The organism is Amycolatopsis oliviviridis (assembly GCF_014654365.1).
Classification (GTDB): domain Bacteria; phylum Actinomycetota; class Actinomycetes; order Mycobacteriales; family Pseudonocardiaceae; genus Amycolatopsis; species Amycolatopsis oliviviridis.
Genome location: NZ_BNAY01000002.1, coordinates 769,720 through 793,919, shown reverse-complemented (window position 1 = coordinate 793,919; position 24,200 = coordinate 769,720). Strand labels below are relative to the sequence as shown.

At 69.5% G+C, this 24,200-nt stretch carries 23 protein-coding genes; 14 read left to right on the top strand and 9 right to left on the bottom strand.

The genetic code is table 11. From position 1 onward, the window contains the following. Positions 1 to 2 precede the first annotated feature (2 nt). Positions 3 to 1,031, bottom strand: coding sequence for a Zn-ribbon domain-containing OB-fold protein (locus tag IE302_RS10825; RefSeq protein WP_373307940.1), 1,029 nt, complete (start codon positions 1,029 to 1,031; stop codon positions 3 to 5). A 53-nt stretch (positions 1,032 to 1,084) separates the two neighbouring features. Between IE302_RS10825 and IE302_RS10820 the strand changes: the two genes are divergently transcribed. Beyond that, positions 1,085 to 2,644 carry an acyl-CoA synthetase gene (locus tag IE302_RS10820; RefSeq protein WP_191254321.1) on the top strand — a complete coding sequence of 520 codons (1,560 nt, stop codon included), beginning with the start codon at positions 1,085 to 1,087 and terminating at the stop codon, positions 2,642 to 2,644. Positions 2,645 to 2,727: 83 nt separating this feature from the next. Here the strand turns inward: IE302_RS10820 and IE302_RS10815 are convergent, their stop codons facing one another. Beyond that, entirely contained in the window at positions 2,728 to 3,516 is a 789-nt protein-coding gene (locus tag IE302_RS10815; protein WP_191254756.1) for a crotonase/enoyl-CoA hydratase family protein, read from the bottom strand. Positions 3,517 to 3,592: 76 nt separating this feature from the next. On the opposite strand from IE302_RS10815, the gene IE302_RS10810 reads away from it, so the two are divergent. Together IE302_RS10810 and IE302_RS10805 are read left to right on the top strand one after the other, a co-directional pair. After that, entirely contained in the window at positions 3,593 to 5,209 is a 1,617-nt protein-coding gene (locus tag IE302_RS10810; protein ID WP_191254318.1) for an acyl-CoA synthetase, read from the top strand. A 24-nt stretch (positions 5,210 to 5,233) separates the two neighbouring features. Beyond that, on the top strand, positions 5,234 to 6,340 hold the full coding sequence (locus IE302_RS10805) for an NAD(P)H-dependent flavin oxidoreductase (RefSeq protein WP_191254755.1): 1,107 nt from the start codon (positions 5,234 to 5,236) through the stop codon (positions 6,338 to 6,340). 78 nt (positions 6,341 to 6,418) lie between these two features. Here IE302_RS10805 and IE302_RS10800 read toward each other — a convergent pair whose 3' ends face one another. Then, positions 6,419 to 7,225 (bottom strand): S1 family peptidase, encoded by an 807-nt coding sequence (locus tag IE302_RS10800; protein WP_191254316.1) that lies wholly within the window; start codon positions 7,223 to 7,225, stop codon positions 6,419 to 6,421. Positions 7,226 to 7,691: 466 nt separating this feature from the next. Between IE302_RS10800 and IE302_RS10795 the strand changes: the two genes are divergently transcribed. The 9 genes from IE302_RS10795 (at position 7,692) to IE302_RS10755 (ending at position 15,260) form a co-directional block, all read left to right on the top strand. After that, a complete protein-coding gene (locus IE302_RS10795; protein ID WP_191254315.1) occupies positions 7,692 to 8,468 on the top strand; it encodes a GntR family transcriptional regulator in 777 nt (258 codons plus the stop codon). A gap of 183 nt (positions 8,469 to 8,651) precedes the next feature. Then, positions 8,652 to 9,764 carry a TIGR03364 family FAD-dependent oxidoreductase gene (locus IE302_RS10790; RefSeq protein WP_191254313.1) on the top strand — a complete coding sequence of 371 codons (1,113 nt, stop codon included), beginning with the start codon at positions 8,652 to 8,654 and terminating at the stop codon, positions 9,762 to 9,764. Then, positions 9,758 to 10,432, top strand: coding sequence for a phosphonatase-like hydrolase (locus tag IE302_RS10785; protein WP_191254311.1), 675 nt, complete (start codon positions 9,758 to 9,760; stop codon positions 10,430 to 10,432). Before IE302_RS10790 ends, IE302_RS10785 begins: the two co-directional genes overlap by 7 nt. A 16-nt stretch (positions 10,433 to 10,448) precedes the next feature. Continuing rightward, entirely contained in the window at positions 10,449 to 11,468 is a 1,020-nt protein-coding gene (locus IE302_RS10780) for a 2-aminoethylphosphonate ABC transporter substrate-binding protein (protein ID WP_191254309.1), read from the top strand. Next, positions 11,465 to 12,526 (top strand): ABC transporter ATP-binding protein, encoded by a 1,062-nt coding sequence (locus tag IE302_RS10775; protein WP_191254308.1) that lies wholly within the window; start codon positions 11,465 to 11,467, stop codon positions 12,524 to 12,526. The genes IE302_RS10780 and IE302_RS10775 overlap by 4 nt, the downstream gene beginning before the upstream one ends. After that, positions 12,523 to 13,377: a 2-aminoethylphosphonate ABC transporter permease subunit gene (locus IE302_RS10770; RefSeq protein ID WP_191254306.1), complete on the top strand. Its 855-nt coding sequence runs from the start codon at positions 12,523 to 12,525 to the stop codon at positions 13,375 to 13,377. The genes IE302_RS10775 and IE302_RS10770 overlap by 4 nt, the downstream gene beginning before the upstream one ends. Beyond that, a complete protein-coding gene (locus IE302_RS10765; protein WP_191254305.1) occupies positions 13,355 to 14,152 on the top strand; it encodes an ABC transporter permease in 798 nt (265 codons plus the stop codon). The genes IE302_RS10770 and IE302_RS10765 overlap by 23 nt, the downstream gene beginning before the upstream one ends. 51 nt (positions 14,153 to 14,203) lie before the next feature. After that, the gene (locus IE302_RS10760; protein WP_191254303.1) at positions 14,204 to 14,680 is read left to right on the top strand and encodes a hypothetical protein; all 477 of its coding nucleotides are present in this window, start codon (positions 14,204 to 14,206) and stop codon (positions 14,678 to 14,680) included. Between the two features lie 163 nt (positions 14,681 to 14,843). Next, positions 14,844 to 15,260: a hypothetical protein gene (locus IE302_RS10755; RefSeq protein ID WP_191254297.1), complete on the top strand. Its 417-nt coding sequence runs from the start codon at positions 14,844 to 14,846 to the stop codon at positions 15,258 to 15,260. An 82-nt stretch (positions 15,261 to 15,342) separates the two neighbouring features. On the opposite strand, the gene IE302_RS10750 is transcribed toward IE302_RS10755, so the two are convergent. The 4 genes from IE302_RS10750 to IE302_RS10735 all read right to left on the bottom strand — a co-directional run bounded on the left by IE302_RS10750 (position 15,343) and on the right by IE302_RS10735 (position 20,641). Then, positions 15,343 to 17,001, bottom strand: coding sequence for a fumarate hydratase (locus tag IE302_RS10750; RefSeq protein WP_191254295.1), 1,659 nt, complete (start codon positions 16,999 to 17,001; stop codon positions 15,343 to 15,345). Positions 17,002 to 17,431: 430 nt separating this feature from the next. After that, positions 17,432 to 18,463 carry a sigma-70 family RNA polymerase sigma factor gene (locus tag IE302_RS10745; protein WP_229907705.1) on the bottom strand — a complete coding sequence of 344 codons (1,032 nt, stop codon included), beginning with the start codon at positions 18,461 to 18,463 and terminating at the stop codon, positions 17,432 to 17,434. A gap of 247 nt (positions 18,464 to 18,710) precedes the next feature. Continuing rightward, positions 18,711 to 19,145, bottom strand: coding sequence for a D-aminoacyl-tRNA deacylase (gene dtd, locus IE302_RS10740; protein WP_191254293.1), 435 nt, complete (start codon positions 19,143 to 19,145; stop codon positions 18,711 to 18,713). Further along, positions 19,145 to 20,641 carry a DUF7782 domain-containing protein gene (locus tag IE302_RS10735; RefSeq protein WP_191254291.1) on the bottom strand — a complete coding sequence of 499 codons (1,497 nt, stop codon included), beginning with the start codon at positions 20,639 to 20,641 and terminating at the stop codon, positions 19,145 to 19,147. The genes dtd and IE302_RS10735 overlap by 1 nt, the downstream gene beginning before the upstream one ends. Before the next feature lie 27 nt (positions 20,642 to 20,668). Here IE302_RS10735 and IE302_RS10730 point away from each other — a divergent pair, with 27 nt between their 5' ends. Together IE302_RS10730 and IE302_RS10725 are read left to right on the top strand one after the other, a co-directional pair. Beyond that, entirely contained in the window at positions 20,669 to 21,934 is a 1,266-nt protein-coding gene (locus IE302_RS10730) for an amidohydrolase (RefSeq protein ID WP_191254290.1), read from the top strand. Between the two features lie 17 nt (positions 21,935 to 21,951). Further along, positions 21,952 to 22,305 (top strand): DUF3099 domain-containing protein, encoded by a 354-nt coding sequence (locus IE302_RS10725; protein WP_191254288.1) that lies wholly within the window; start codon positions 21,952 to 21,954, stop codon positions 22,303 to 22,305. A gap of 90 nt (positions 22,306 to 22,395) precedes the next feature. On the opposite strand, the gene IE302_RS10720 is transcribed toward IE302_RS10725, so the two are convergent. Both IE302_RS10720 and IE302_RS10715 read right to left on the bottom strand, forming a co-directional pair. After that, positions 22,396 to 23,277, bottom strand: coding sequence for a carbohydrate kinase family protein (locus tag IE302_RS10720; RefSeq protein WP_191254287.1), 882 nt, complete (start codon positions 23,275 to 23,277; stop codon positions 22,396 to 22,398). After that, complete coding sequence (locus IE302_RS10715; protein WP_191254286.1) at positions 23,274 to 24,191, bottom strand: pseudouridine-5'-phosphate glycosidase; 918 nt, start codon at positions 24,189 to 24,191, stop codon at positions 23,274 to 23,276. Before IE302_RS10715 ends, IE302_RS10720 begins: the two co-directional genes overlap by 4 nt. Positions 24,192 to 24,200: the final 9 nt, after the last annotated feature.

The following is a 24,200-nucleotide window of genomic DNA, read 5'->3' as shown; positions in this document are numbered from 1 at the left end:
CCTCACAGATGGTGGGCGAAGGATTCGTACGGCGCGTCGGGCTCGCCGGTCGGTTCGAAATGGCCGATGTTCTCCAGCGACGTCCACCATTCGTCCCGCGGTTTCCAGGCGGCCCGGACGCGCATGCCCATCCGGACGTCGGCGGCGTCGCAGCCGAGGACGAGGTGCAGGAACGCGATGTCCGCGCCGTCGAGCAGGATGTACGCGGCCACGTACGGCGGTTTGATCTTCTGGCCGAGGAACGGCACGTTCACGATGCAGAACGTGGTGACGATGCCGGTGTCGGGCAGCTCGACCTCGTCGGTGGTCGGCACGCCGTCGGTGGGGCAGGCGCCGCGCGGCGGGATGTAGACCTTCTCGCACGACGGGCAGCGCTGGCCGATCAGCTTCCCTTCGGCGAGCCCGCGCAGGTACCGGCTTTCCTCCGGTGACGCGGAATGCTGATAGCGCAGGTGGATCGGCGTGATCACCACGCTGACCGGCGCGTCGTCCTCGCGTTTCGCGACCGGGGGAGGTTCCTCGGTGGGGGTGGTGTCGGGGCCGTCGGCGGGGACGAAGTAGGAGATGTCCCGGATGTGGCCGACGGTCTCCTCCGCCCAGCGGATCCGTACGCGTTGCCCGGTGTGGATCTTCGAAGGGTCGCCGGCGTCGACGGCGTGCAGGATCGAGGTGTCGGCGCCGTCGAGTTTGACCAGCGCCCACGCGAACGGCCGCGACAACGGCTGGCCGTCGACCGGTTCGGCGATCCAGGACCAGGAGACGATCTCGCCTTCGGAGGCCACCGGGACGAACTCGGACAGCGCCTCGGCGGTCACGGGATCGTATTCCAGCGGTGGCACATGGACGCGGCCGTCGCTGCCCCGGACGCCTTCGACGCGGCGCTCGCGCAGGGCGTTGACGAACCGGCCGAGTACCGGGCCGACCGAACGCGTGTAGTCGAAGCCCACGTTGAGCGGGGCCGACAGCGGGAGTTCAGGTGCGCTCACGATCTGAGTGAAACACGTTCTCGATTTCTCGGCAAGATCGGCCATCTCGGCCTTGCTGGCGGTTGCCCTTGAGTGGAACGCGTTCTAGATTCGCGGGTATGTCGACTGCCACCGGGACCCTTGGGGTCTGGAATATCGCCGCGCAGGAACCGGAACGGGTCGCGCTCGTCGATCCGGACGGCCGCTCGATCGGCTACGGGGACCTCGCCGCGAAAGCGAACGCGTACGCCCGGGGCCTGCGGGCCCTCGGGCTGGAGGCCGGGGACGTGGTCGTCGTCCTGCAGCCCAACGGCGACGAACTCGTGGCGGCCTACTTCGCCGCCATCCAGTCCGGTCTGTACATCGTCGTGGTCAACTGGCATCTGGTCGGGCCGGAGGTCGCGTACATCCTTTCCGACAGTGGTGCCAAGGCCTTCCTCGCGCACGAACGGTTCGCCGACGTCGCGATCGCCGCCGCCGACGAGGCCGGGATCCCCGAACGCGGGCGGTTCGCCGTCGGCGACGTCGAGGGCTTCCGCCGGATCGAGGAACTCGGGTCCGGTGAGGGCGACGGCCGTCCGGAGGGGCGCACGGCGGGCTCGCCGATGCTCTACACGTCGGGGACCACGGGACGGCCCAAGGGCGTTCGCCGTCCGCTGACCGGCGCCGACCCGGACTCCGTTCCCGCCGCGTCGACGTGGTTCTTCGGCATCTTCGGGCTGGCGCCGCACGACGATCACGTGCACCTGTGCGGCTCGCCGCTCTATCACACGGCGGTGCTCAACTTCGTCGCCATCTCGTTGCAGCTGGGCCATACCGCGGTGCTGATGGACCGCTGGGACGCCGAGGACATGCTGCGGCTGATCGACCGGCACCGCGTCACGCACAGCCATATGGTCCCGACGCAGTTCCGCCGCCTGCTCGGGCTGCCGGACGACGTCCGCGCCGCCTACGACATGAGTTCACTGCGCGTGATGATCCACGGCGCCGCGCCGTGCCCGCTGGAGGTCAAACGCCGGATGCTCGACTGGTGGGGCCCGGTCGTCACCGAGTACTACGCGGCCACCGAAGGCGGCGGGACGGCGATCTCGGGGGAGGACTGGCTGAAGAAGCCGGGTTCGGTGGGGCTTCCGTGGCCGGGTTCGACGATCAAGATCCTCGACGACGAGGGCACGGAGCTGCCCGCCGGCGAGACCGGCACGGTGTACATGAAGATGGGCGACTCGAAGTTCGAGTACCACAAGGACCGGGCCAAGACGGACAAAGCGCGCGTCGGGGACCTGTTCACCCTCGGCGACGTCGGGCATCTCGACGAGGACGGCTACCTCTTCCTGCACGACCGCAAGGCGGATCTGATCATCTCGGGCGGGGTCAACATCTACCCGGCGGAGATCGAGGGCGAGCTGGTGATGCACCCGAAGATCGCCGACGTCGCGGTGTTCGGCGTCCCGCACGAGGACTGGGGCGAGGCGATCAAGGCCGTCGTCCAGCCCGCGGACGGTGTCGAGCCCTCCGACGAGCTGACCGCGGAAATCCTCGAGTACGCCGCGTCGAGGCTGGCGAAGTTCAAGCTCCCGCGTTCCGTCGACTACTTGCCCGAGCTCCCGCGTGACCCGAACGGGAAGCTCTACAAGCGCAAGCTCCGCGACCCGTACTGGGAAGGCCACCGCGTCCCCTGACGCATTTCGGACCCCCGCATTTCGTCCTCTGAATGCGGTAGTTCACCGGCGAACTACCGCATTCAGAGGACGAAATGCGGGGGTCAGCGGCCCCGGAAGACGGGCTTGCGCTTCTCGGCGAAGGCGCGCGGGCCCTCCTTCGCGTCTTCGCTCGCGAAGACCTCGATGCCGTACTGGGCGTCGAGCTTGAAGGCCTCTTCCTCGTGCATGCCCTCGGTGTCGCGCATCGTCTTGAGGATCGCGCGGACGGCAAGCGGCCCGTTCGCGGCGATCTTGCCCGCCAGTTCCAGCGCCTTGTCCAGCGCAGCGCCGTCCGGGACGACGTGCCCGATCAGGCCGATCTCCAATGCCTCGGCCGCGGTGATGTGCCGTCCGGTCAGCAGCAGGTCGGCGGCGACGGTGTACGGGATCTGGCGGGGGAGCCGCACGGCCGAACCGCCCATCGGGAACAGGCTCCACCGCGCCTCGGACACCCCGAACTTCGCGCTCTCGCCCGCGACGCGGAGGTCCGTGCCCTGCAGGATCTCCGTCCCGCCCGCGATCGCCGGCCCTTCGACGGCCGCGATCAACGGCTTCGTCAGCCGTCGCCCCTTCAGCAGGCCCTCGATCCTGCTCGGGTCGAACGTGCCCTTCTCGAACGAGTCGGACGGCGAGTTCTTCGACATCGACTTCAGGTCCGCGCCCGCGCAGAACGCGCCGCCCGCGCCGGTGAGCACGCAGCAGCGTACGTCGTCGTCCTCGTCGACCCGGTTCCACGCTTCGACCATGATCCCGAGCATCTCGCCGCTGAGCGCGTTGCGGGCCTCGGGCCGGTTCATCGTGACCACGAGGGTGTGGTCGATTTTTTCCACCAGCGCGTGCGGTTCGCCCACCACGTTTTTCAAAGTCTCAGCCTCCGTCAAAAGAGCGGCCATTGCCCAGAACGATAACATGTTCTACTTTGGGGAAGTGGCACTCAACATCGCGGATCTACTCGAGCACGCCGTCGACGCCGTGCCGGAGCGCATCGCGGTCGTCTGCGGCGATCGGCGGGTCACCTTCGCCGAACTGGAAGAGCGCGCCAACCGGCTGGCGCACCACCTCGCCGCACACGGCGTGGGACCCGGATCCCACATCGGTGTCTATTCCCGGAACTCGATCGAGGCCCTGGAATCGATGATCGCCGCGTACAAGCTGCGCGCGATCGCGGTCAACGTCAACTACCGGTACGTCCACGGGGAACTGCGGTACCTGTTCGACAACGCCGACCTCGTGGCGCTGGTCCACGAACGCGCGTATTCGGACAAGGTGGCCGCGGTCCTCCCGGAAGCGCCGAAACTGAAACACGTTGTCGTTGTCGACGACGGAAGCGACGGCGACTACTCGTCCTACGACGGCGTGGATTACGAAGCCGCGCTCGCCGAAGGCTCACCCGAGCGCGACTTCGCCGAGCGCAGCGCCGACGACATCTACATCCTCTACACCGGCGGGACCACCGGCTATCCCAAGGGCGTCCTGTGGCGTCACGAGGACATCTGGCGCGCGCTCGGCGGCGGCATCAACTTCGTCACCGGCGAGTATGTCCCGGACGAATGGACGCTCGCCGAACAGGGCAAGTCGGGCAGCCTGGTCCGGCTCCCGGCTGCGCCGCTGATCCACGGCGCCGCGCAGTGGGCCGCGTTCGGCGCGCTGTTCACCGGCAGCCCGGTCGTGTTCGTCCCGCGGTTCGACGCGCACGACGTCTGGAAAGCCGTGCAGGACAACAAGGTCCAGGTGCTCACCATCGTCGGGGACGCGATGGCGCGGCCATTGATCGACGCCTATCGCGAGGGCGACTACGACGCGTCGTCGATCGTCGCCGTGTCGAGTCACGCAGCCCTGTTCTCCCAGTCGGTGAAGCAGGAATTCCTGGCGTTGCTGCCGCACGTGGTGATCACCGACGCGATCGGCTCGTCCGAAAGCGGGTTCACCGGGATCGGCATGGTCAGCAAGGACAGCGATCATTCGGCCGGGCCGCGGGTCAACTTCGGCAAGGACGCGATCCTGGTGGACGACGACGGCGCGCTCGTCGAACCGAAACCGGGGGCGATCGGGCTGATCGCGCGACGCGGGCACGTCCCGCTCGGGTACTACAAGGACCCCGCGAAGACCGAGAAGATCTTCGTCGAGATCGACGGCAAGCGGTACGTCGTCCCCGGCGATTACGCGCGCTACGAAGAAGACCTCACGGTGACGCTGCTCGGCCGCGGATCGCAGTGCGTGAACACCGGCGGCGAGAAGGTGTACCCGGAAGAGGTCGAAGGTGCGCTGAAGTCGCATCCCGACGTCTTCGACGCGCTCGTCATCGGCATCCCCGACGACCGGCTCGGCCAGCGCGTGGCCGCGGTCATCCAGCCGAGGGTGGGCAAGGAAGTGGACCTCGCCTCGCTCGAAGCGCATGTGCGGACCGAGATCGCCGGGTACAAGGTGCCGCGCAGCCTCTGGCTCGCCGAGGAGATCGGCCGGTCGCCCAGCGGGAAACCGGACTATCCCTGGGCGCAGCGCTACGCCTCCGAGCACGAGCCCGTCACCATCCAACCGGCGTAAAGGAGTTTCATGCGGACGTCGCGGATTTGGACACCACTGTGCGACCGGCTCGGGATCGACCTGCCGATCGTCGGGTTCACCCCGTCCGAACACGTCGCCGCGGCGATCAGCCGGGCGGGTGGCCTGGGCGTGCTCGGCTGCGTGCGGTTCAACGACGCCGCCGAACTCGACTCCGTCCTGTCCTGGATGGATGAGAACACCGGCGGCAAACCGTACGGCGTCGACATCGTGATGCCCGCGAAGATCCCGGCCGAAGGGACGTCGATCGATCTCGCGAAGCACATCCCGCAGGGGCATCGCGACTTCGTCGAGCGGACGCTGCGTGACCTCGCGGTGCCGCCGCTGCCGGACGACACCGACGAACGCGCGGGAGTGCTGGGCTGGCTGCATTCGGTCGCCAGGGCGCATGTCGAGGTCGCGCTGAAACACCCCATCCGGTTGATCGCCAACGCCCTGGGGTCACCGCCGGTGGACGTCATCGAGCAGTGTCACGCGAAGGGTGTGCCGGTCGCCGCGCTCGCGGGCAAGGCCGAGCACGCCGTCCGGCATGTCGAGAACGGCGTCGACATCGTTGTGGCACAAGGGTACGAAGCGGGCGGGCACACCGGCGAGATCGCGTCGATGGTCTTGCTGCCCGAGGTGGCCGACGCCGTCGGCGACCGTGTCCCGGTGCTCGCCGCCGGCGGGATCGGCTCGGGCAGGCAGGTCGCGGCGGCGCTCGCGCTGGGCGCGTCCGGGGTGTGGATGGGCTCCTTCTGGCTCGCCACCGAGGAATACCTCCAGACCATGGGGGATTCCGAGGCGATGCAGCGCGCACTGGTCGCGGCGGGGTCGTCCGACACCGTCCGGACACGGATCTACACCGGCAAACCGGCGCGGCTGCTCAAGACGCGGTGGACCGAGGCGTGGGCCGCGCCCGACGCGCCCGAACCGCTGCCGATGCCGTTGCAGAACCTGCTGGTCTCCCACGCGCACAACCGGATCCACCACGCGGCGGACCCGAGTGTCGTCTCGATGCCGGTGGGACAGATCGTCGGGCGGATGGACCGGGTGCGCCCGGTGACCGAGGTGATCGCGGAGCTCGTCTCTGGCTACGAAGAGGCACTGTCGCGTTTGGACAAGACCCGCTGACACCCGCGGCAAGAAGAAGGTCCCCTCCACCACGTCGTTGTGGTGAAGGGGACCTTCAGCGCATGCCGTGCGACGGACCTACAACCCGGCGGCCGCGTTCTTGATCGCGGTCGCGAAGGTGCTCACCTCGGCGTAGACGCCGGGAGCGTGCGCCCGAGCGCAGCCTTCGCCCCAGCTGACGATGCCGACCTGGATCCAGGCGTTGGCGGAGTCGCGACGGAACATCGGGCCGCCCGAGTCACCCTGGCAGGTGTCGACGCCACCGGAGTTGACGTTGCCCGCGCAGATCTCGGCGCTGTCGATCAGGTCGGCGTAGCTGCCGCCCTGCGCCTTGCAGGTCGCGTCGGAGACGAACGGGACGTTGGCCTTGAGCAGGTAACGCTGCTGCGCGCCGCCCTCGGACGCGGCGCCCCAGCCCGCGACGGTGAACGTGCCGCTGTTGTAGGCCGTCGTGGTGGCGATCGGCAGCGTCGGGATCCCGGTGACCGGGCTCGCGAGCTTGATCAGGGCCCAGTCACCGCCGGTGGAGGTGGGGTAGGTCGGCGACCGGTGCACGTAGGTCGACTTGACCTTCTTGGCCGAGGTGCTCTGCAGGTCCACGACGCCGAGGGTGGCCGTGATGCTGGTGTTGGCCCCGGTGCGCGACACGCAGTGCGCGGCCGTCAGCACGATCTGCGGGGTGTAGAGCGCACCACCGCAGCCCATGGAAAGCCTGACCATCCAAGGGAATTCGCCCTGAGCGGCCCGGGTTCCGCCGACCACGTCCGTGGACGGCGGCTGAGCGGCCGCGGCCGGGGGAGCCGTGGCGAGACCCGCCAGGGTTCCGGCCGCCGCGACGGCGATCAGGGTCTTTTTGAGCAGGCTGAACCGACGCTTGATGTCCAAGGGTTCATTCCTTCCGGCTGTCCACAGTGGAGGCAGGGAGACTGACTGCGGCTAACTGACTACAGCAGGTGGGGATGTGCCCGGACAACCAACTTTCTTCGGATCTTTCGGCCGATGGTGGTGATTAACGGACGTTCGAAGCGAATTGCCGACGAATGGCGTAGCCCAGAGCGCCCAATGCCGGTACTCCGCGACCGGTGGGCACCGGAACCGCCGGAAGGCTGAAAGCGGGTACGGCGCGACCGGCGGACCGAGGGCGGGGATCACCGGATGTTCGGGCGACAGTGAGCCCGGCGGGCAGCCGCGCCCCGGCGGCGCCGGCGGCCGGCGCGAGCCCGATGAAGACCGCGTCGCGGGTGCCGATCCGCCGAATGAGTGTGCCCTTTTCGTCCACGAGTGTGAGCGTGGCATGAACACTTCGTTCGGGTCAGTACAGGCACGGGGGAATCGCTCTAGGATCTGGATCGTGAAAGCGCGTTCGCCCAGAGTTCATCCGCCCGCCGAGGGCCCCGTCCGGGACGGAATTCCCGAGCACGGCCGCATTCCCCGCTATTACGCGGTCAAAGTCGATCTGCTCGACGTGATCTCCGAATTAGGTCAGGGAGCGGTACTTCCCACAGAAAGGGAACTGTCCGAACGATTCGAGGTTTCCCGCGCGACGGTACGCCAGGCCGTCGGCGAACTCGTGCTCGAAGGCCGTCTCAGCAGGCGGCAGGGGAGCGGTACCTACGTCGCGGGCCCCAAGCTCGTCCAGCCGCTCGCTTTGGTGAGTTACACGGAAGGACTCAGGAGGCAGGGCATTGAGCCCGGCCGGAATTTGATCTCACTGGAACGCCGGGAGGCGGGTCCGTCGCTGGGTTCGGAACTGGAAATCGATCCCGACGACGAGGTCATCCACATCGAGCGGGTGCTGCTCGCCGACGACGAGCGGGTCGGGCTGGAATCGACCTATCTCACCGCCGCGCGATTCCCGACGTTGATGGATGTGTTCGATCCCACACAATCGCTCTACGCCTGTTTGCGGGAAAAGCTCGGCGTGGTCTTCGACGGCGCCGAGGAGCGGGTCGAGACCGTGCTCGCCACCCCGCGGGAGGCGCTGCTGATCGGGACGAACCCGGCGCTGCCGATGCTGCTGATGCACCGGACCTCCTGGGGCGCCGACGGCGTCCCGTTCGAGCGCGTCCGGTCGCTGTTCCGGGGCGACCGGCTTTCCTTCGAGACCCGCCTGGGCCGCGTGGAGTGACCTCCTCGCGCATTTAGTCCTCTGAACGCGGTACTTGCACATTCAACGACCGCATCCAGAGGACGAAACGCGGGGGTAATATAACGCGAAGATAACAGGTCTGGTCCACATTTCGGAGGTACTTCACCTGGAGTTAGAACCGGGGTCACGGAGCGTTGGTGCGCGCAGGCGAACGTCTGCGGTGTGCGAATCCTCATCATCGGCGGCGGAGTGCTCGGCACTCAGCACGCCTGGCAGGCCGTCGAACGCGGCCACGACGTCGTCCAGATCGAACGTGAACCCGAGGCCCGGGGCGCGTCCGTGCGCAACTTCGGGCTGGTCTGGGTCGGTGGCCGCGCCAGTGGCCCCGAACTGGAGACGGCCGCGCGGGCGCGGGTGCTGTGGGAGCGCATCGGGGAACGCGTCGCCGGGATCGGCTTCCGGCCGAACGGCTCACTCACCGTCGTCCGCACGGAGGCCGAACTCGCCGTCGCCGCGGCCGCGGCCGCGAGCCAGGAGGACCGCGGCTTCAAGCTGCTGGACGCCGCCGAGACCCGCGAGCTGAACCCGGCCCTGCGCGGCGACTTCCTCGGCGCGCTCTGGTGCGATCGCGACGCCGCCGTCGAACCGCGTGTCGCCCAGCCCGCGCTGCGCGCCGAACTCGCGAAATCCGGCCGCTACACCTGGGTGCCCGGCCGCGAGATCCGCGACCTGACCGATCGCGGCGTCGTCGACGACACCGGCGAGACCCACGAAGGCGACGTCGTCGTGCTGTGCACCGGCGCCTGGACTGGTGGCCTGGTCAAGGAACTCGCCGGGCAGGCGCCGGTCCGCCGGGTGCGGCTGCAGATGGCCCAGACCGAGCCGCTCGGGGAAACCCTCACCACCACGGTCGCCGACGCGGACAGCTTCCGCTACTACCCGGCGTACCGCGGCGAGGCGCTCGACGGCCTCAACGCGGGCCAGCCGCAGGGCGAGATCGCCGCGGTCAACAAGATGCAGCTGCTCATGGTCCAGCGCCTCGACGGCTCGTTGACCATCGGCGACACCCACGAATACGACGAGCCGTTCTCCTTCGACACCACCGAAGACCCGTACGACCACCTCGCCGAGGTCGCCGGCGCGCTGCTCGGACGGCCGCTCCCGCGGATCGCCCGCCGCTGGGCCGGGGTCTACGCCCAGACCACCGACACCTCCCTGATCGTCCACCGCGCCCGCGTCGCGGACAACGCCTGGCTCGTCACCGGGCCGGGCGGCCGGGGCATGACCTGTTCCCCCGCCATCGCCGAAGACACCGCAGAGGAGCTTTCATGGTGAACACCGAACTCGTCGTCCTGGACATGGCCGGGACCACCGTCGCCGACGACGGCCTGGTGATCCGCGCCTTCACCGAGGCGATCGCCGCCGCCGGGGTGTCCGAAGAGGACAGCCGGTTCCCCGGGATGCTCGACTACGTCGTCGAAACCATGGGCCAGTCGAAGATCGTCGTCTTCCGCGCCCTGCTGGACGGGGACGAAAAGCTGGCGCAGCACGCGAATTCCACCTTTCAGGACGCCTACGGCAAACTCGTCGCCGACGGCCACTGCGAGCCGATCCCCGGCGCCGAGGACACGATCCAGGAGCTGCGCGCGCAAGGGGTGAAGGTCGCGCTCACCACCGGTTTCGCCGCCACCACCCAGAACGCGATCCTGGACGCGCTGGGTTGGCACGGCTTCGCCGACACGGTCCTCGCGCCGGGCGAGGGTGTCCGTGGACGCCCGTTCCCCGACCTCGTTCTCGCCGCCGCGCTGCGGCTCGAAATCACCGACGTCCGCCGGATCGCCGTCGCCGGTGACACCCCGGCCGACGTCCAGACCGGGCTCTCCGCCGGCGCGTCGATCGTCGCCGGAGTGCTCACCGGCTCGGCGAAGAAGCCGGAACTCGACGCCGCCGGCGCCACCCACGTCCTCGAATCCGTCCGCGATCTCCCCACCCTGCTGTCCTAAAAGGAGCTTTGACGACATGAAGAAACTCGCGGCCGCCGCCCTCACCGGGCTGCTCACGATCACCCTGGCCGCCTGTGGTGGCACCGCCGGCGGCGCGTCCGGCGACCAGACCGTCACGATGTACACGGTGGACGGTCTCGAAGACTGGTACGCCCAGCGCGTCGAGGAGTTCAAGGCCAAGACCGGCATCACCGTGCAGGCGGTGACCGCCGGATCCGGCGAGGTCGCCTCGCGGGTGGAGAAGGAGAAGGCCAACACCCAGGCCGACATCCTCGTCACGCTCCCGCCGTTCATCCAGCGCGCCGCGTCGCAGGGCCTGCTCGCCGCTACGGCACCGGCCGGGATCGACCAGGTCCCCGCCGGGCAGAAGGACGCCCAGGGCCGCTACTTCGCCGTCATGAACAACTACCTCACCTTCATCCGCAACCCGCAGGCCTCGCCCAGGACCTGGGACGACCTCCTGGCCCCCGCGCTCAAGGGCAAGCTCCAGTACTCCACGCCCGGCGAGGCGGGCGACGGCACCGCGGTCCTGCTGCAGCTCCAGCACGTCCTCGGCGACCAGGGCGCGCTCGACTACCTCGCGAAGCTCGAAGCCAACAACGTCGGCCCGTCGTCGTCCACCGGCAAGCTCCAGCCGAAGGTGGCCAAGGCCGAGATCCTGGTGGCCAACGGCGACGTCCAGATGAACCTCGCCGAGATCGAGAAGAGCGGCGGTTTCGAGGTCTTCTTCCCGGCCGACGCACAGGGCAAGCGGTCCACGTTCGCGCTCCCGTACTACGCCGGTCTCGTGAACAACGCGCCGCACGCCGAGAACGCCAAGAAGTTCCTCGACTTCCTGCTCTCACCCGAGGTCCAGGGCAAGGCCGTCGACGCCTTCGGTGCCCCGTCGCGGACCGACGTCACGCCGTCCGGGCCGCGGGCGGACAAGGTCAAGGCCGCCCTCGACGGTGTCGAGATCTGGCAGCCGGACTGGGACGCCGTCCTCGCGAAGCTCGACGCCGACCTCGCCGCGTACAAGAAGGCCGTGGGCCGATGACCCCGGCGGTCGAGTTCCGCGGGGTGTCCGTCCGCTTCGGACAGACGACCGCCCTCTCGCCACTGGACCTCACCGTGGCGAGAGGGGAGACCCTTGCCATGCTCGGACCGTCCGGCTCTGGCAAGTCGACGGCCCTGAAGGCACTCGCGGGCTTCGTCGTGCCGAGCACCGGCAGGGTCCTGCTCGACGGCGAGGACGTCACCGGGCTGCCGCCGCACCGGCGCGGCCTCGGCGTGGTCGTCCAGAGCTACGCGCTGTTCCCACACATGCGGGTCGAGGCCAACGTCGCCTTCGGTCTCAAGGCGAGGAAAACGCCGCGTGCCGAGACGGCGAGCCGGGTCACCGAGGCGCTGGAACTGGTCGGGATGGGCGAGTACGCCCGGCGCTACCCGCGTGAGCTCTCGGGCGGGCAGCAGCAGCGGGTCGCGCTCGCCCGGGCGCTGGCGATCCGGCCGCGGGTGCTGCTGCTGGACGAACCACTGTCCGCTTTGGACGCCGCCCTGCGCGAGGACATGGTCGCGGAACTGCTGCGGCTGCGGGCGGAACTGCCCGACACCACGCTGATCTACGTCACCCACGACCAGGGCGAGGCGCTGGCGTTGGCCGACCGGATCGCCGTCATGCGCGACTCGAAGCTGGTCGAAATCGGGCCCAGCCGTGAGCTCTACCAACGGCCCTCGACGGAGTTCACCGCGAGCTTCCTCGGCGCGTCCAACCTCATCCCGGTGGAGCTGATCCAGGCCGACGGCACCCGGGTCCGGCTCGGCGACCGCGAACTCGCGGCCGACCCGTCCGGGACGTTCCGGGCCGGGCAGTCCGTCGCGCTCGGCGTCCGGCCGCACCGGGTCGGGATCACCGCGGTGGACGCCCCGGGCGCGCTGCCCGCCGTGCTGCGTGGCGTCCAGTGGCGCGGCACGGGTTTCCGGCTCGACCTCGAACTCGCGCACGACGGGAACGAGGTCCGGGCCGAGGTGCCCGACGTCGAAGGGTTGCCCGGCGTGGGGGAGCGGGTCGGAGTGTCCATTCCGGACGGTTGCCCGCTGGTGGGCGTCGGATGACCGGCCTCGCGCTCGCCACCACGGCGGCACCGGCGCGGCGGCGGGAGAAACAGCCCGGCCGCGGCTGGCTCCTGCTGCCGCCGGTGCTCGTCCTGCTCGGCTTCTTCGGCTATCCGCTGGTGCTGGTCGTCCTCCAGTCCCTGGAATCGAAGACCGGCGAATTCGGGCTTTCGGTGTGGCTCGACGTCGTGGGCTCGGCGGAATTCCGGGACGCCGCCTGGAAGACCGTCGCGCTCGCGCTCGGCGCCACCGCGGGCTGTGTGGTGCTCGGGACGTTCCTCGCGCTGGTGATCGCTTTCGTGCCGTTCCCCGGCGCGCGGACGCTTTCGCGGCTGGTGGACACCGTGCTCGCGTTCCCGTCGTTCCTCATCGCGCTCGCGTTCACCTTCATCTACGGCAGCGCGGGCATCCTGGGCGCGGGCGGTTTCCTGTACTCGCCGTTCGGGATCCTGCTGGCGGAGATCACCTTCTACACGCCGTTCGTGATGCGGCCGGCGCTCGCCGCGTTCGGCCAGGTGTCCTCGGCGCAGATGGAGGTCGCGGCCAGTCTCGGCGCGAAACCCGGCCACGTGCTGCGCCAGGTGATCCTGCCGGAGGCGTTGCCGTCACTGGCTTCCGGTGCCTGCCTGACCATGCTGCTGGCGATGAACGAGTTCGGCATCGTGCTGTTCCTCGGCGCCAAGGACGTCACGACGTTGCCGATGCTGGTCTACGGCAAGGGAATCGTCACCTTCGACTTCCCGCAGGCGTGTGTCATCGCGGTGGTCAACGTCCTGTTCTCCCTGGCCCTGTACGGAACCTACCGGCGACTGACGAAGGGAGGCCGTCGTGCTGCTGTGGACCAGGCGTAGCCGTTTCCTGCTGTGGGCGGTGTTCGCGGTGCTGTTCACCGCGATCGTGCTGGCGCCGCTGCTGATGATCGTGCTGGCGTCGGTCGCCGGGAACTGGACGGGCCTGCTGCCGGGCGCGATCACCGGCTCGCATTTCGCGCAGGCGTTCTCCGGGGAGACGTTCGCGAGTCTCTCGGTGAGCATCCAGACCGGTGTCATCGCGTCGGTGGTCTCGGTACTGCTGGGGACCTGGGCCGCGCTCGCGTCGCCGTCCGCGCCGTCCAAACTGCGGAAGGCCGTCGACACCCTGTTCCATCTGCCGATCGCGGTGCCGTCGGTGGTGCTGGGACTGGCGCTGCTGGTCGCGTTCAGCCGTCCGCCGCTGGCCTTCAACGGCACGCGCTGGATCGTGCTGCTCGGGCACGTGATGATCCTGCTGCCGTTCTCCTACAGCACCGTCTCCGCCGCGATCGCGCGGATGGACCCGTTGCTGGCGCAGGCCGCGGCGAGCCTCGGCGCGGGGCCGGTCCGCGTGCTGCTGCGAGTGCGGCTGCCGGTGCTGCTGCCGTCGATCTCGGCGTCGGCGAGCCTCGCGCTGGCGATGTCGATGGGCGAACTGGGCGCGACGATGATGCTGTACCCGCCGGATTGGCGCACGCTGCCCGCGAGCATCTTCGCGCTCACGGACCGGGGACAGGTGTTCCTGGCCTCGGCGAGCACGGTGCTGCTGCTGGCCGTCACCCTCGCCGGGGTGGTGATCCTCGGACTGGCCCGCGGGCGGGCCGCCCAGCGTTGAACGACACGGCGTTGATGCAACCGTTCGCGGGGTTCACGCCGTCTTGCCGCCATGAAGAACGCAGCGAAGACGCTGGGCGTGGGGCTCGTGCTCGCCGCGACGGCCGCCTGCGGCGCGGGCGGCCCCGGAGCACCGGCGAACACGAGCACCCCACCGGTCGTCACCACACCCTCGGATCTGCCCACCTCGCTCCCGGCGAGCCCGCCGGTCGCGAAACCACCGATGTCGCGGCCGACCGTCGGCCCGCCGCCGATGGACAAGATGCTGCCGCCGTCCCAGGTCGACGCCAAGGTGCCCGCGCAGGTCAGCGCGGAGAACGGCGGCATCAACGTGCACCTCGAACTGAGCGGCTGCGACGAGGCGACGGCGAACCTCGCCGACCAGAACGCGCAGCGGGTCGTGGTCAAGGTGAAGATCGACCACGGCAAGCCGGGCCAGATGTGCCCACAGGTCATCCGCTACGCCGTCCTGCCGGTGAAACTCGCCGAGCCGCTCGGCTCGCGGACCGTCGTCCTGGAAGCGGGTTGAGATCATGTGCAACCCCACGGCGGCCCCGTTCCGTCCTAGCCACATGAGGTACTTAACGAATGTCATCGGCCTTGGCCTGATCGTCGTTGCGGTATCCGCCTGCGGGGCGCAGAACCAGGCGGCGGAACCCGCGGCCGGACCCGGGAGCGGCACCCTGAGTACCGTGCCGCCGTCGCCGTCCGTGCCGCCGTCCTCCTCGGCGCCGTCCGTGCCGGGCGGCCTGCCCGGGCAGCCGGGCCAGCCCGGTCAGCCGGGCGCGCCGCGGCAGGAGGTCCCGGAAGGCAGCACGAAGCTGCCGGACAAGCAGCTCGACGCGTCGGCGCTGCCCGCGGACTACCCGCGTGAGGTGTACACCAGCAACGGCGGGACGATCCTGAACGTCCGCGGCCAGGAAGGCGGCTGCGGGCACGCGACGGCGGAGGCCACGCAGCAGGACGGGAACAGGGTCACCGTCAACCTGACCGAACTGAAGGGCCAGACGGGCCAGATGTGCACCATGGACATCCGGCATCCGGTGATCTCGGTGGCGCTGGCGGCGCCGCTGGGGGAGCGGACCGTCGTCCTGAAGCAGATGCGGTAACGCGCCGGGGAACCTCTCCGCCGTGCAATGAAGGGGCCTTTCATCGCAAATTTTGCGATGAAAGGCCCCTTCATTGCGAGTCTCAGCGGAAGCTGATCTGCAGCACCGGTTCCGAGGTCGCCTCGAAGAAGTCGTTGCCCTTGTCGTCGATGACGATGAACGCGGGGAAGTCCTCGACCTCGATCTTCCAGACCGCCTCCATCCCCAGCTCGGCGTACTCGAGGACGTCGACCTTCTTGATGCAGTCCTGCGCGAGCCGCGCGGCCGGGCCGCCGATCGAGCCGAGGTAGAACCCGCCGTGCTCGTTGCACGCGGCGGTCACCTTCTTGGACCGGTTGCCCTTCGCCAGCATCACCAGCGAGCCGCCCGCGGCCTGGAACTGCTCGACGTAGGAGTCCATCCGGCCCGCGGTGGTCGGCCCGAAGGAACCCGACGCGTAGCCCTCGGGCGTCTTCGCCGGGCCCGCGTAGTACACGGGGTGGTCCCGGAGGTACTGCGGCATTTCTTCACCCGTGTCGAGCCGCTCGGCGATCTTCGCGTGCGCGATGTCGCGGGCGACGACGAGCGGGCCGGTCAGCGACAGGCGCGTCTTCACCGGCAGCTGCGAGAGCTGCGCGCGGATCTCGGCCATCGGGCGGTTCAGGTCGACGGTCACCACCTCGTCGGACAGGTCGTCCTCGGAGACGTCCGGCAGGAACTGCGCCGGGTCGCGCTCCAGCTGCTCCAGGAACACGCCGTCGGCGGTGATCTTCGCCTTGGCCTGGCGGTCGGCCGAGCACGAGACGGCGACGCCGACCGGGCAGGACGCGCCGTGGCGCGGCAGGCGGATCACGCGGACGTCGTGACAGAAGTACTTGCCGCCGAACTGCGCGCCGATGCCGAACTGGCGCGTCATCTCCAGCACCTGCTGTTCGAGGTCGACGTCACGGAAACCGTGGCCCAGCTCGGAACCCTCGGTGGGGAGGTCGTCGAGGTAGCGGGCCGAGGCCAGCTTCGCGACCTTCAGGTTGAACTCCGCCGACGTGCCGCCCACGACGATCGCGAGGTGGTACGGCGGGCAGGCCGCGGTGCCGAGGCTGCGCAGTTTCTCGTCGAGGAACTTCGCGAGCCGCTTCGGATTCAGGACCGCTTTCGTTTCCTGATAGAGGAATGTCTTGTTCGCGCTGCCGCCGCCCTTGGCCATGAACAGGAATTCGTAGCTGGGGTCGCCCTGACCGTCTTTGTGATAAAGCTCGATCTGCGCGGGGAGGTTGGTGCCGGTATTTCGCTCATCCCAGAAATTCACCGGCGCCATCTGCGAATAGCGCAGATTCAACTCCTGATAGGCGTCGAAAATGCCCCGCGACAGCGCGCGCTCGTCGTCGGCGCCGGTGAGGACGCCTTCGCCGCGCTTGCCGATCACGATCGCGGTGCCGGTGTCCTGGCACATCGGGAGGACGCCGCCGGCGGAGATCGCCGCGTTGCGCAGCAGGTCCATCGCGACGAACCGGTCGTTGCCGCTGGCCTCGGGATCGTCGACGATCGCGCGCAGCTGCGCCAGATGTGACGAGCGCAACAGGTGCTGGATGTCGGTGATCGCGGTCTTGGCGAGTCTGGTCAGCGCCTCGGGCTCGACCTTGAGGAACTTCCGGCCCGCGGCCTCGACGACCTCGACACCTTCGGTGCCGAGAAGCCGGTATTCGGTACGGGTGTCCTTGGCGAGCGGAAGGACTTCGGTGTGCTGGAACGTGGTGGGCGCCACTGCGCGGGCTCCTTTGCCGGCATCGGGAACCCGCCCACGGTACCCAAGCCCGGGCCAGGCGCCCGAGAGGCCATGGCCGACGTAACCGGGGCCACTGCCGGTGGGTGCCCGCGCGAGCGGGTCGTGAGTGGTAAGTGACGTTCTAACGTCACTTACCACTCACGACCACCTGGACCGACTGCAATTCCCGCAGTGCACTTTGTCGCCGGGGGTTGTCTTGTCGCCGGGGTATTTTGTCGCCGATCCCCACAAATTAGTTCGGGAGGCCGGGCCCACCCCGACGGACCCGACCTCCCGGGGAAAGCGATCCGGGCGCGAACACCCGACCGCGAAGACTGATTGACCTGCTCGACGGTCTCGTGACGCAGGTCATAAGTCAACGCTGCCGAACGGGTGTTGCTTTTTCCTCGCCGAAAGGCTCAGTCAAAGATTACGAAGCGTAGGCACGCAGGCGGTCCGCCCGCTCACCCTGACGAAGCTTCGACATGACCTCTCGCTCGATCTGCCGAACGCGCTCACGCGACAGCCCGAAGTGCTTGCCGATCTGGTCGAGCGTGCGCGGCTGACCGTCGTCGAGGCCGTAGCGCAGGCGGATCACCTGGGACTCGCGGTCGTCCAGCGTCGCGAGCACGCGGCGCAGGTCGTCCTGGAGCAGCCCGGAGATCACGGCGCTCTCGGCGTCGGTCGCCTCGGAGTCCTCGATGAAGTCACCGAGCGGGGCGTCCTCCTCGGTGCCGACCGGCATGTCGAGGCTCACCGGGTCACGCGAGTGGTCGAGCAGGTCGGAGATCTTGTGCGCCGGGATGCCCGATTCGGCGGCCAGTTCCTCGTGGGTCGCGTCACGCCCGAGCTGCTGGTGCAGGTCGCGCTTGATGCGGGCCAGCTTGTTCACCTGTTCCACCAGGTGGACCGGCAGCCGGATGGTGCGTCCCTGGTCGGCCATCCCCCTGGTGATGGCCTGGCGGATCCACCAGGTGGCGTAGGTCGAGAACTTGAACCCCTTGGAGTAGTCGAACTTCTCCACCGCGCGGATCAGACCCAGGTTCCCCTCCTGGATCAGGTCGAGCAGCGGCATCCCCCGGCCGGTGTAGCGCTTCGCGAGCGAGACCACGAGGCGGAGGTTGGCCTCCAGCAGGTGGTTCTTCGCGACGTGGCCGTCACGCACGAGCGCGGACATCTCCGAACGCCGCTTGGGCGTGAGACCTTCGGCCGTGTCGAGCATGTGCTGGGCGAACACACCGGCTTCGATGCGCTTGGCCAGCTCGACCTCGTCGGCGGCGGACAGCAGCGCCGTCTTGCCGATTCCGTTGAGGTACACGCGAACGAGGTCCGCGGCCGGGCTCTGGGCGTCGAGGTCGGCGTCGGTGAGCGCCCCCGCGCTCACCGGCTCCTGGGTGGATTGCGCCGGGATACGGCGCTCGCGAATCCCGCGCGCTTCGCGTTCGAGAGTCTGGACTGACATTCTGCCTCCCCGGTCACGGGCTGAACGTGCTGCGGTGTGTCCGCCGGATCCGCCTCGGCGTAGCAAGCCCTGTGGAAAACCCGCTACTCCTCGTCGGCCCAGCTTGGCTGGACACTTGGCTCAACGCCGGGAGGTCCGAAAACGTTCCCGGCCGCTACAGGAGAGACGGGTGGCTGACCTGGGGCGTTGCTCGACCAACCCTGAGCTTTTCCTGAGAATGCCCGCGCGCGGGAGAAACCGATGTGGTCTAGACCTCTATGAGGAGGGTGAACGGACCGTCGTTCACGCTCCGCACCGCCATCATCGCCCCGAAACGGCCCGTCTCGACCCGCGCGCCGCGTTCGCGCAAGGCGTCGACGACGGCGGTCACGAGGGGTTCGGCGATTTCGGGGCGGGCGGCCGCCGTCCACGACGGACGGCGGCCTTTGCGGGTGTCCCCGTAGAGGGTGAACTGGCTTACGACGAGCAGAGGGGCGCCGGTGGTGGCGCAGGACTCTTCGTCGCGAAGAATGCGAGCTTCGTGCAGTTTGCGGGCCATCGTCGCCACCTTGGACGCGGCCGATGTCTCATCGTCCACGTGGATTCCCAGCAGTACCAGCAAACCCGGCTCGTAGATGGCGCCCGTCACCTCGTCGCCGACGGTCACGCTCGCTTCCGTGACCCTCGCCACCACCGCCCGCATCAGGCGGCGGGGAGGAGCATGCCGTGCCGGACCAGCTCACGCACCACCGGCAGCGCGGCTTCGGCCAGTTCGCCCGGTTCGAGGCCCTGAGCGGCCGCCAGGAGCACGATCAGGTCCTCCAGCGGCAGCGCGCCCTGGCAGCCCGCGAGCAGCCGAGTGGCGAGTTCGTCGACCTCGTGTGACCACCCGGGCCCGTCGGTGCGGTGCAACCGCTGGACGGTGGTGGCCCAGCCCTCTTCGCCCGGCTCGGCGACGCTCTCCAGAAGAACGCTTTCCGGGACCCGGAAACGGACATCGAGGAGGGAATCGCCGTTGGCGCGCAGCCATTCCACCCGATCCAGCCAGTTCGCCGCCTCGGCGCCCAGCGGGTCGTCGTAGGCCTGGCGCAGGTCCTCGCACACGATCGTCGGGGTCGCGCCGGACGCCCGGCGGAGGGTGACGAAGCCGAAACCGATGCCCTGGACGTCGTTTTCGGCGAACCAGTCGAGCCAGGCGCCGGATTTCGCGCGGCCTTCGGGGGAGCGGGGGTCGATGCCGGCGTCGCGCAGCCACGTGCCGACGTAGAGCCCCGGATCCGCGATGTCCCGCTGGACGAACCACGCGTCGGTCTCGGCGGGCAGCCAGCGGGTCACCCGATCGCCCCAGTCCTCGCCCTCGACGTGCAGCCAGGACGCCAGGAGCTGGCCGGTGCCGCCGTCGTTGAGGAACCCGGGCAGCTGCCGCACCACGAGCGCGCTGGCGTCGTCACCGGCGAGGCCGGAGTCGCGGTAGGTGTAGTCGACCCGCGGCGGGCCCACCACGAACGGCGGATTGCAGACGATCTGGTCGAACCGGCGCCGCGCGACCGGCGCGAACCATTCGCCGCGCACGAGTTCGACGTCCAGCTCGTTGAGCCGGAAGGTAGCCGCGGCCAGTGCCAGCGCGCGGGCCGAGACGTCGGTCGCGGTGACCTTCTTCGCGTGCCGGGTGGCGTGCAGCGCCTGGACGCCGTTGCCGGTGCCGACGTCGAGCAGGCTGCCGACCTCGCGGCGGCTGGTGGCCCGGATCAGGCTGAGCGACGCGTGCCCGACGCCGAGCACGTGGTCCTCGGGCACGAGCTGGCCCAGGATGTCGGCGTCGAGGTCGTTGACGACCCACCACGAGCCTTCGTCGTCGCCGTGCGGGCGGACGTCGAGACCGGCCCGGTAGCCGTCGGTGGCGGGCACGAGCAGCGTGGCGGCCACCGCGTCATCGAGGGACAGTGGCGCGAAAGCGGCCTCGACGTCCTTCTCCGCTTCGGTCGACCCCAGCAGGAACAGCCGGATCAGCGTTCCGAGCTCACCCGCGTCGCGGGTCGCGCGGTAGGCGAGTTCGGGTTCGCCACGGCCGAGGGCGGCGTGCGCCGGTCCGAGGGCGTCGACCACGCCGTCGGTGTCGTAACCGGTCCGGCGGAAGGCGTCCCGCAGCCTCGCGCAGACGTCGTCGGACAGGTCGGGAAGGGCCGCTCGTGTGCTCACAGTCGGTAATACTGCCAGGATGTGGTCGTGAGCCTCGAAAGTGTCCTGGCACCGCTGCAGGCGGCGCTGCCCGGATTGGAAGACCTGTACACCGACCTCCACCGGCACCCGGAGCTGTCGTTCGCCGAAACCCGCACCGCCGCCGAACTGGCCCGGCGCCTGGAGGCCGACGGGTACGAGGTGCACGCCGGCATCGGGCGCACCGGCGTCCTGGGCGTGCTGCGCAACGGGCCCGGCCCGAAGGTGATGCTGCGCGCCGACATCGACGCGCTGCCGGTCGAGGAGAAGACCGGACTGCCGTACGCGAGCACCGCGCGCGGGGTCGACGCCGAAGGCCGCGACGTCCCGGTGATGCACGCCTGCGGCCATGACATGCACGCCACCTGGCTCTCCGGCGCCGCCTCGCTGCTCGCGTCCGGGCGCGAGCACTGGTCCGGCACGCTGATGGTCGTGTTCCAGCCGGGGGAGGAGGCCGGTGACGGCGCCGCCGGGATGGTCCGGGACGGGGTCTTCGGGCCCGCGGGCGAACCCGACGTCGTGCTCGGCCAGCACGTCGTCCCGGGTCCGGCGGGCTGGGTGCTGACCAGGCCCGGCGTGATCATGGCGGCCACGGACGCGCTCCGCATCACCCTGCACGGCCGGGGCGGGCACGGCTCGCGCCCCGAGACCACGGTCGATCCCGCCGTGCTCGCCGCGTCGGTGGTGCTCAAACTGCAGACCATCGTCTCGCGGGAGATCTCGGCGACCGAGTCGGCGGTGGTGACCGTCGGCTCGCTGCACGTCGGGACCGCGCACAACATCATCTCCGACCAGGCCGTCCTCGAGGTCAACATCCGGTCGTTCGACCAGGCGGTGCGGGAGAGGGTCGTCGCGGCCGTCGAGCGGATCGTCCACGGCGAGGCCGCCACCGCGGGCGCGCCGAAATCGCCGGAGATCGAGCGGATCGGCACGTTCCCGGTCACCGAGAACGACGAGAAGGCCACCGAAGGCCTCGCCGCGGCTTTCCTCGACCATTTCGGCGAGGGCCGGGTGATGCCCGCGCCGCTGATCACCGGCAGCGAGGACTTCAGCGAATTCGGCCGCGCCGCCGGGGTACCGTCGGTGTTCTGGCTGGTCGGCGGCCTGGACGCGGAGCAGGTCATCGCCGCGATGACCGCCGGGCGGTTCGAACAGGACATCCCGTCGAACCACTCGCCGCTCTTCGCACCGATCCCGCATCCGACGCTTTCGGCAGGCGTCGAGACGCTCGTGGTCGCGGCCCTGCACCGGTTCACCCACCCAGGTGTCGGATGAGCCCGGGGAGTGGGAGCATGGAAGCCGGAGGTGGTGCTGTGAACGCGCCCGCCCACGGTCCCGAACCGAGGGAACCCGCTCCGGTGCTGATCACCGAAGCCGCCCCGTCCTACGAAGACCAGCTCGCCAAACGGAAGCGGAAGTACATCATCATGATGTCGTTCCGCATCCCGTGCCTCATCCTCGCCGGGATCTTCTACCAGACCTGGTGGCTGGCGCTGGCGCTGATCGCCATCTCGATCCCGCTGCCGTGGATCGCCGTCCTGGTCGCCAACGACCGGCCGCCGCGCAAGAGCGAGTCGGTCAACCGCTACCAGGCCGAACCGACCCGGATCGAAGGCACCACTCACCGCGTCATCGACGGCGGCTGACCCGTTTCGCGCGTGCAGCCGCGCGACATGAAAGGCCCCTTCATTGCAAATTTTGCGATGAAGGGGCCTTTCATAGCGTTCGGTGAGGGACTACGGCTGCGGCCCGACCTTCGCCACGGCGCGGGCGCCCAGCCGGGTGCCCGCGCGCAGGACCTCCACGGTGGACTCGCCGCGCAGCCACGCCGCCAGTACACCGGCGTCGAAGGCGTCCCCCGCACCGGTCGAGTCGACGCACTCCGCCGGCTGCGAAGGCACCGAAGTGATGGTCCCGCTCGCGTCCACCCAGCTGGCGCCGTCGAGACCGGCGGTGACCACGACCTCGCCCACGTAGTCCAGCAGTTCCTTCGCCGCCTCGGGATCGCTCGACCCGGTCAGCGCGACCAGCTCGCTCGTGTTCGGCATCAGCAGGTCGACGCCGCGCACGTCGTCGAGGAAGGCCGCCGGATCGGTGATCAGCGTCGCCGCCTGCGGGTCGACCGACGTCGTCAGCCCGGCCTTCTTCGCCGCCGCCAGCGAGGCGAGCGCCGCGGGCCGGGACGACGGGTACAGCAGGACGTAGCCCGAGAGGTGCAGGTGGCTCGCACCGCGCAGCGCCTGCTCGGTGATGTCGGAAGGGCTGAACCTCGCGTTCGCCGCGCGGTCGGCGAGCATGCTCCGCTCACCGGCGCCGTCGACGAGCACGACGACGCAGAACGTCGGCTCCTCGGGGTCCACGGCGAACTCGCACCGGACGCCCGCCGCCTCCAGCTCGCTCTTCACCATGCGGCCGCCGGAGTCGTCGCCGATCCGCGCGACGAGCGTGGTCTCCACCTCTTCGGCCCGCAGCCAGAGCGCGGTGTTCGCGCCCGCGCCGCCACTGGTGAAGTGGACCTTCGCGCGGATGTCGCCGCCGTGCGGGATGGGGCCCTCGTGGCGCGCGACCACGTCGAGGCCGACGTCGCCGACGACCACGATGCCGCCGTTGCCGCTCATGCCGCGTTCCCGGCGAGCGCGACGGCCACCGCGGTGGCCAGTTCCGCGTTGGACAGCACCAGCGCCTCGTTCGCGTCGAGGCTCACCCCGCCGCTCGCGGTGTGGAAGTGCTCCAGCAGCACCGGCGTGACCTCCTTGCCGTGCACCCCTTGGGACTTCAGCAACTCCAGCCCCTCGGCGAGCAGCCGGTCGTGCAGTTCTTTGTCCATTTCGGACGCTTCGGGGATCGGATTCGCCAGCAGCACACCGGAATCCGCGTGCGAGCGGTGCGCCGCGATGACGGCGGCGGCCTGCGCGGCGTCGTCGACCCGCCACGGCACCTCGAAACCGGACGAGCGGAGGTAGAACGCGGGGAACTCGCCGGTGCGGTAACCCAGCACGGGCACCGAGTTGGTCTCCAGCAGTTCGAGCGTCGCGGCGATGTCGAGCACCGACTTCACCCCGGAGCAGACGACCGTGGTCGGCACCTTCGCGAGCACGCCCAGATCCGCCGAGACGTCCCAGCTCAGCGCCGCGCCCTGGTGTACGCCGCCCAGCCCGCCGGTGGCGAACATGCCGATCCCGGCCGCGGCGGCCAGCGCCGCGGTGCTCGCGACCGTCGTCGCCCCGGAGCGGCCGAGGCCGACGGCCGGGCCGATGTCGCGCAGGGAGAGCTTGTCCAGGTCCGCGCCGGGCGCGCAGACGCGTTCCAGCTGCTCGCCGGTGAGGCCGATCAGCGGGACGCCGTCGAGCACGGCGATGGTCGCGGGGACGGCGCCACCGTCCCGGACGACCTTCTCCAGCCGCCGGGCGACGTCGAGATTGCGGCCGGGCGGGAGACCGTGGGAGAGGATGGTGCTCTCCAGCGCGACGACGGGATCACCGTCGGCGAGGGCGGAGGCGACCTCTTCGTGAAGGGACAGTTGCGGAGTCACGGACGAACA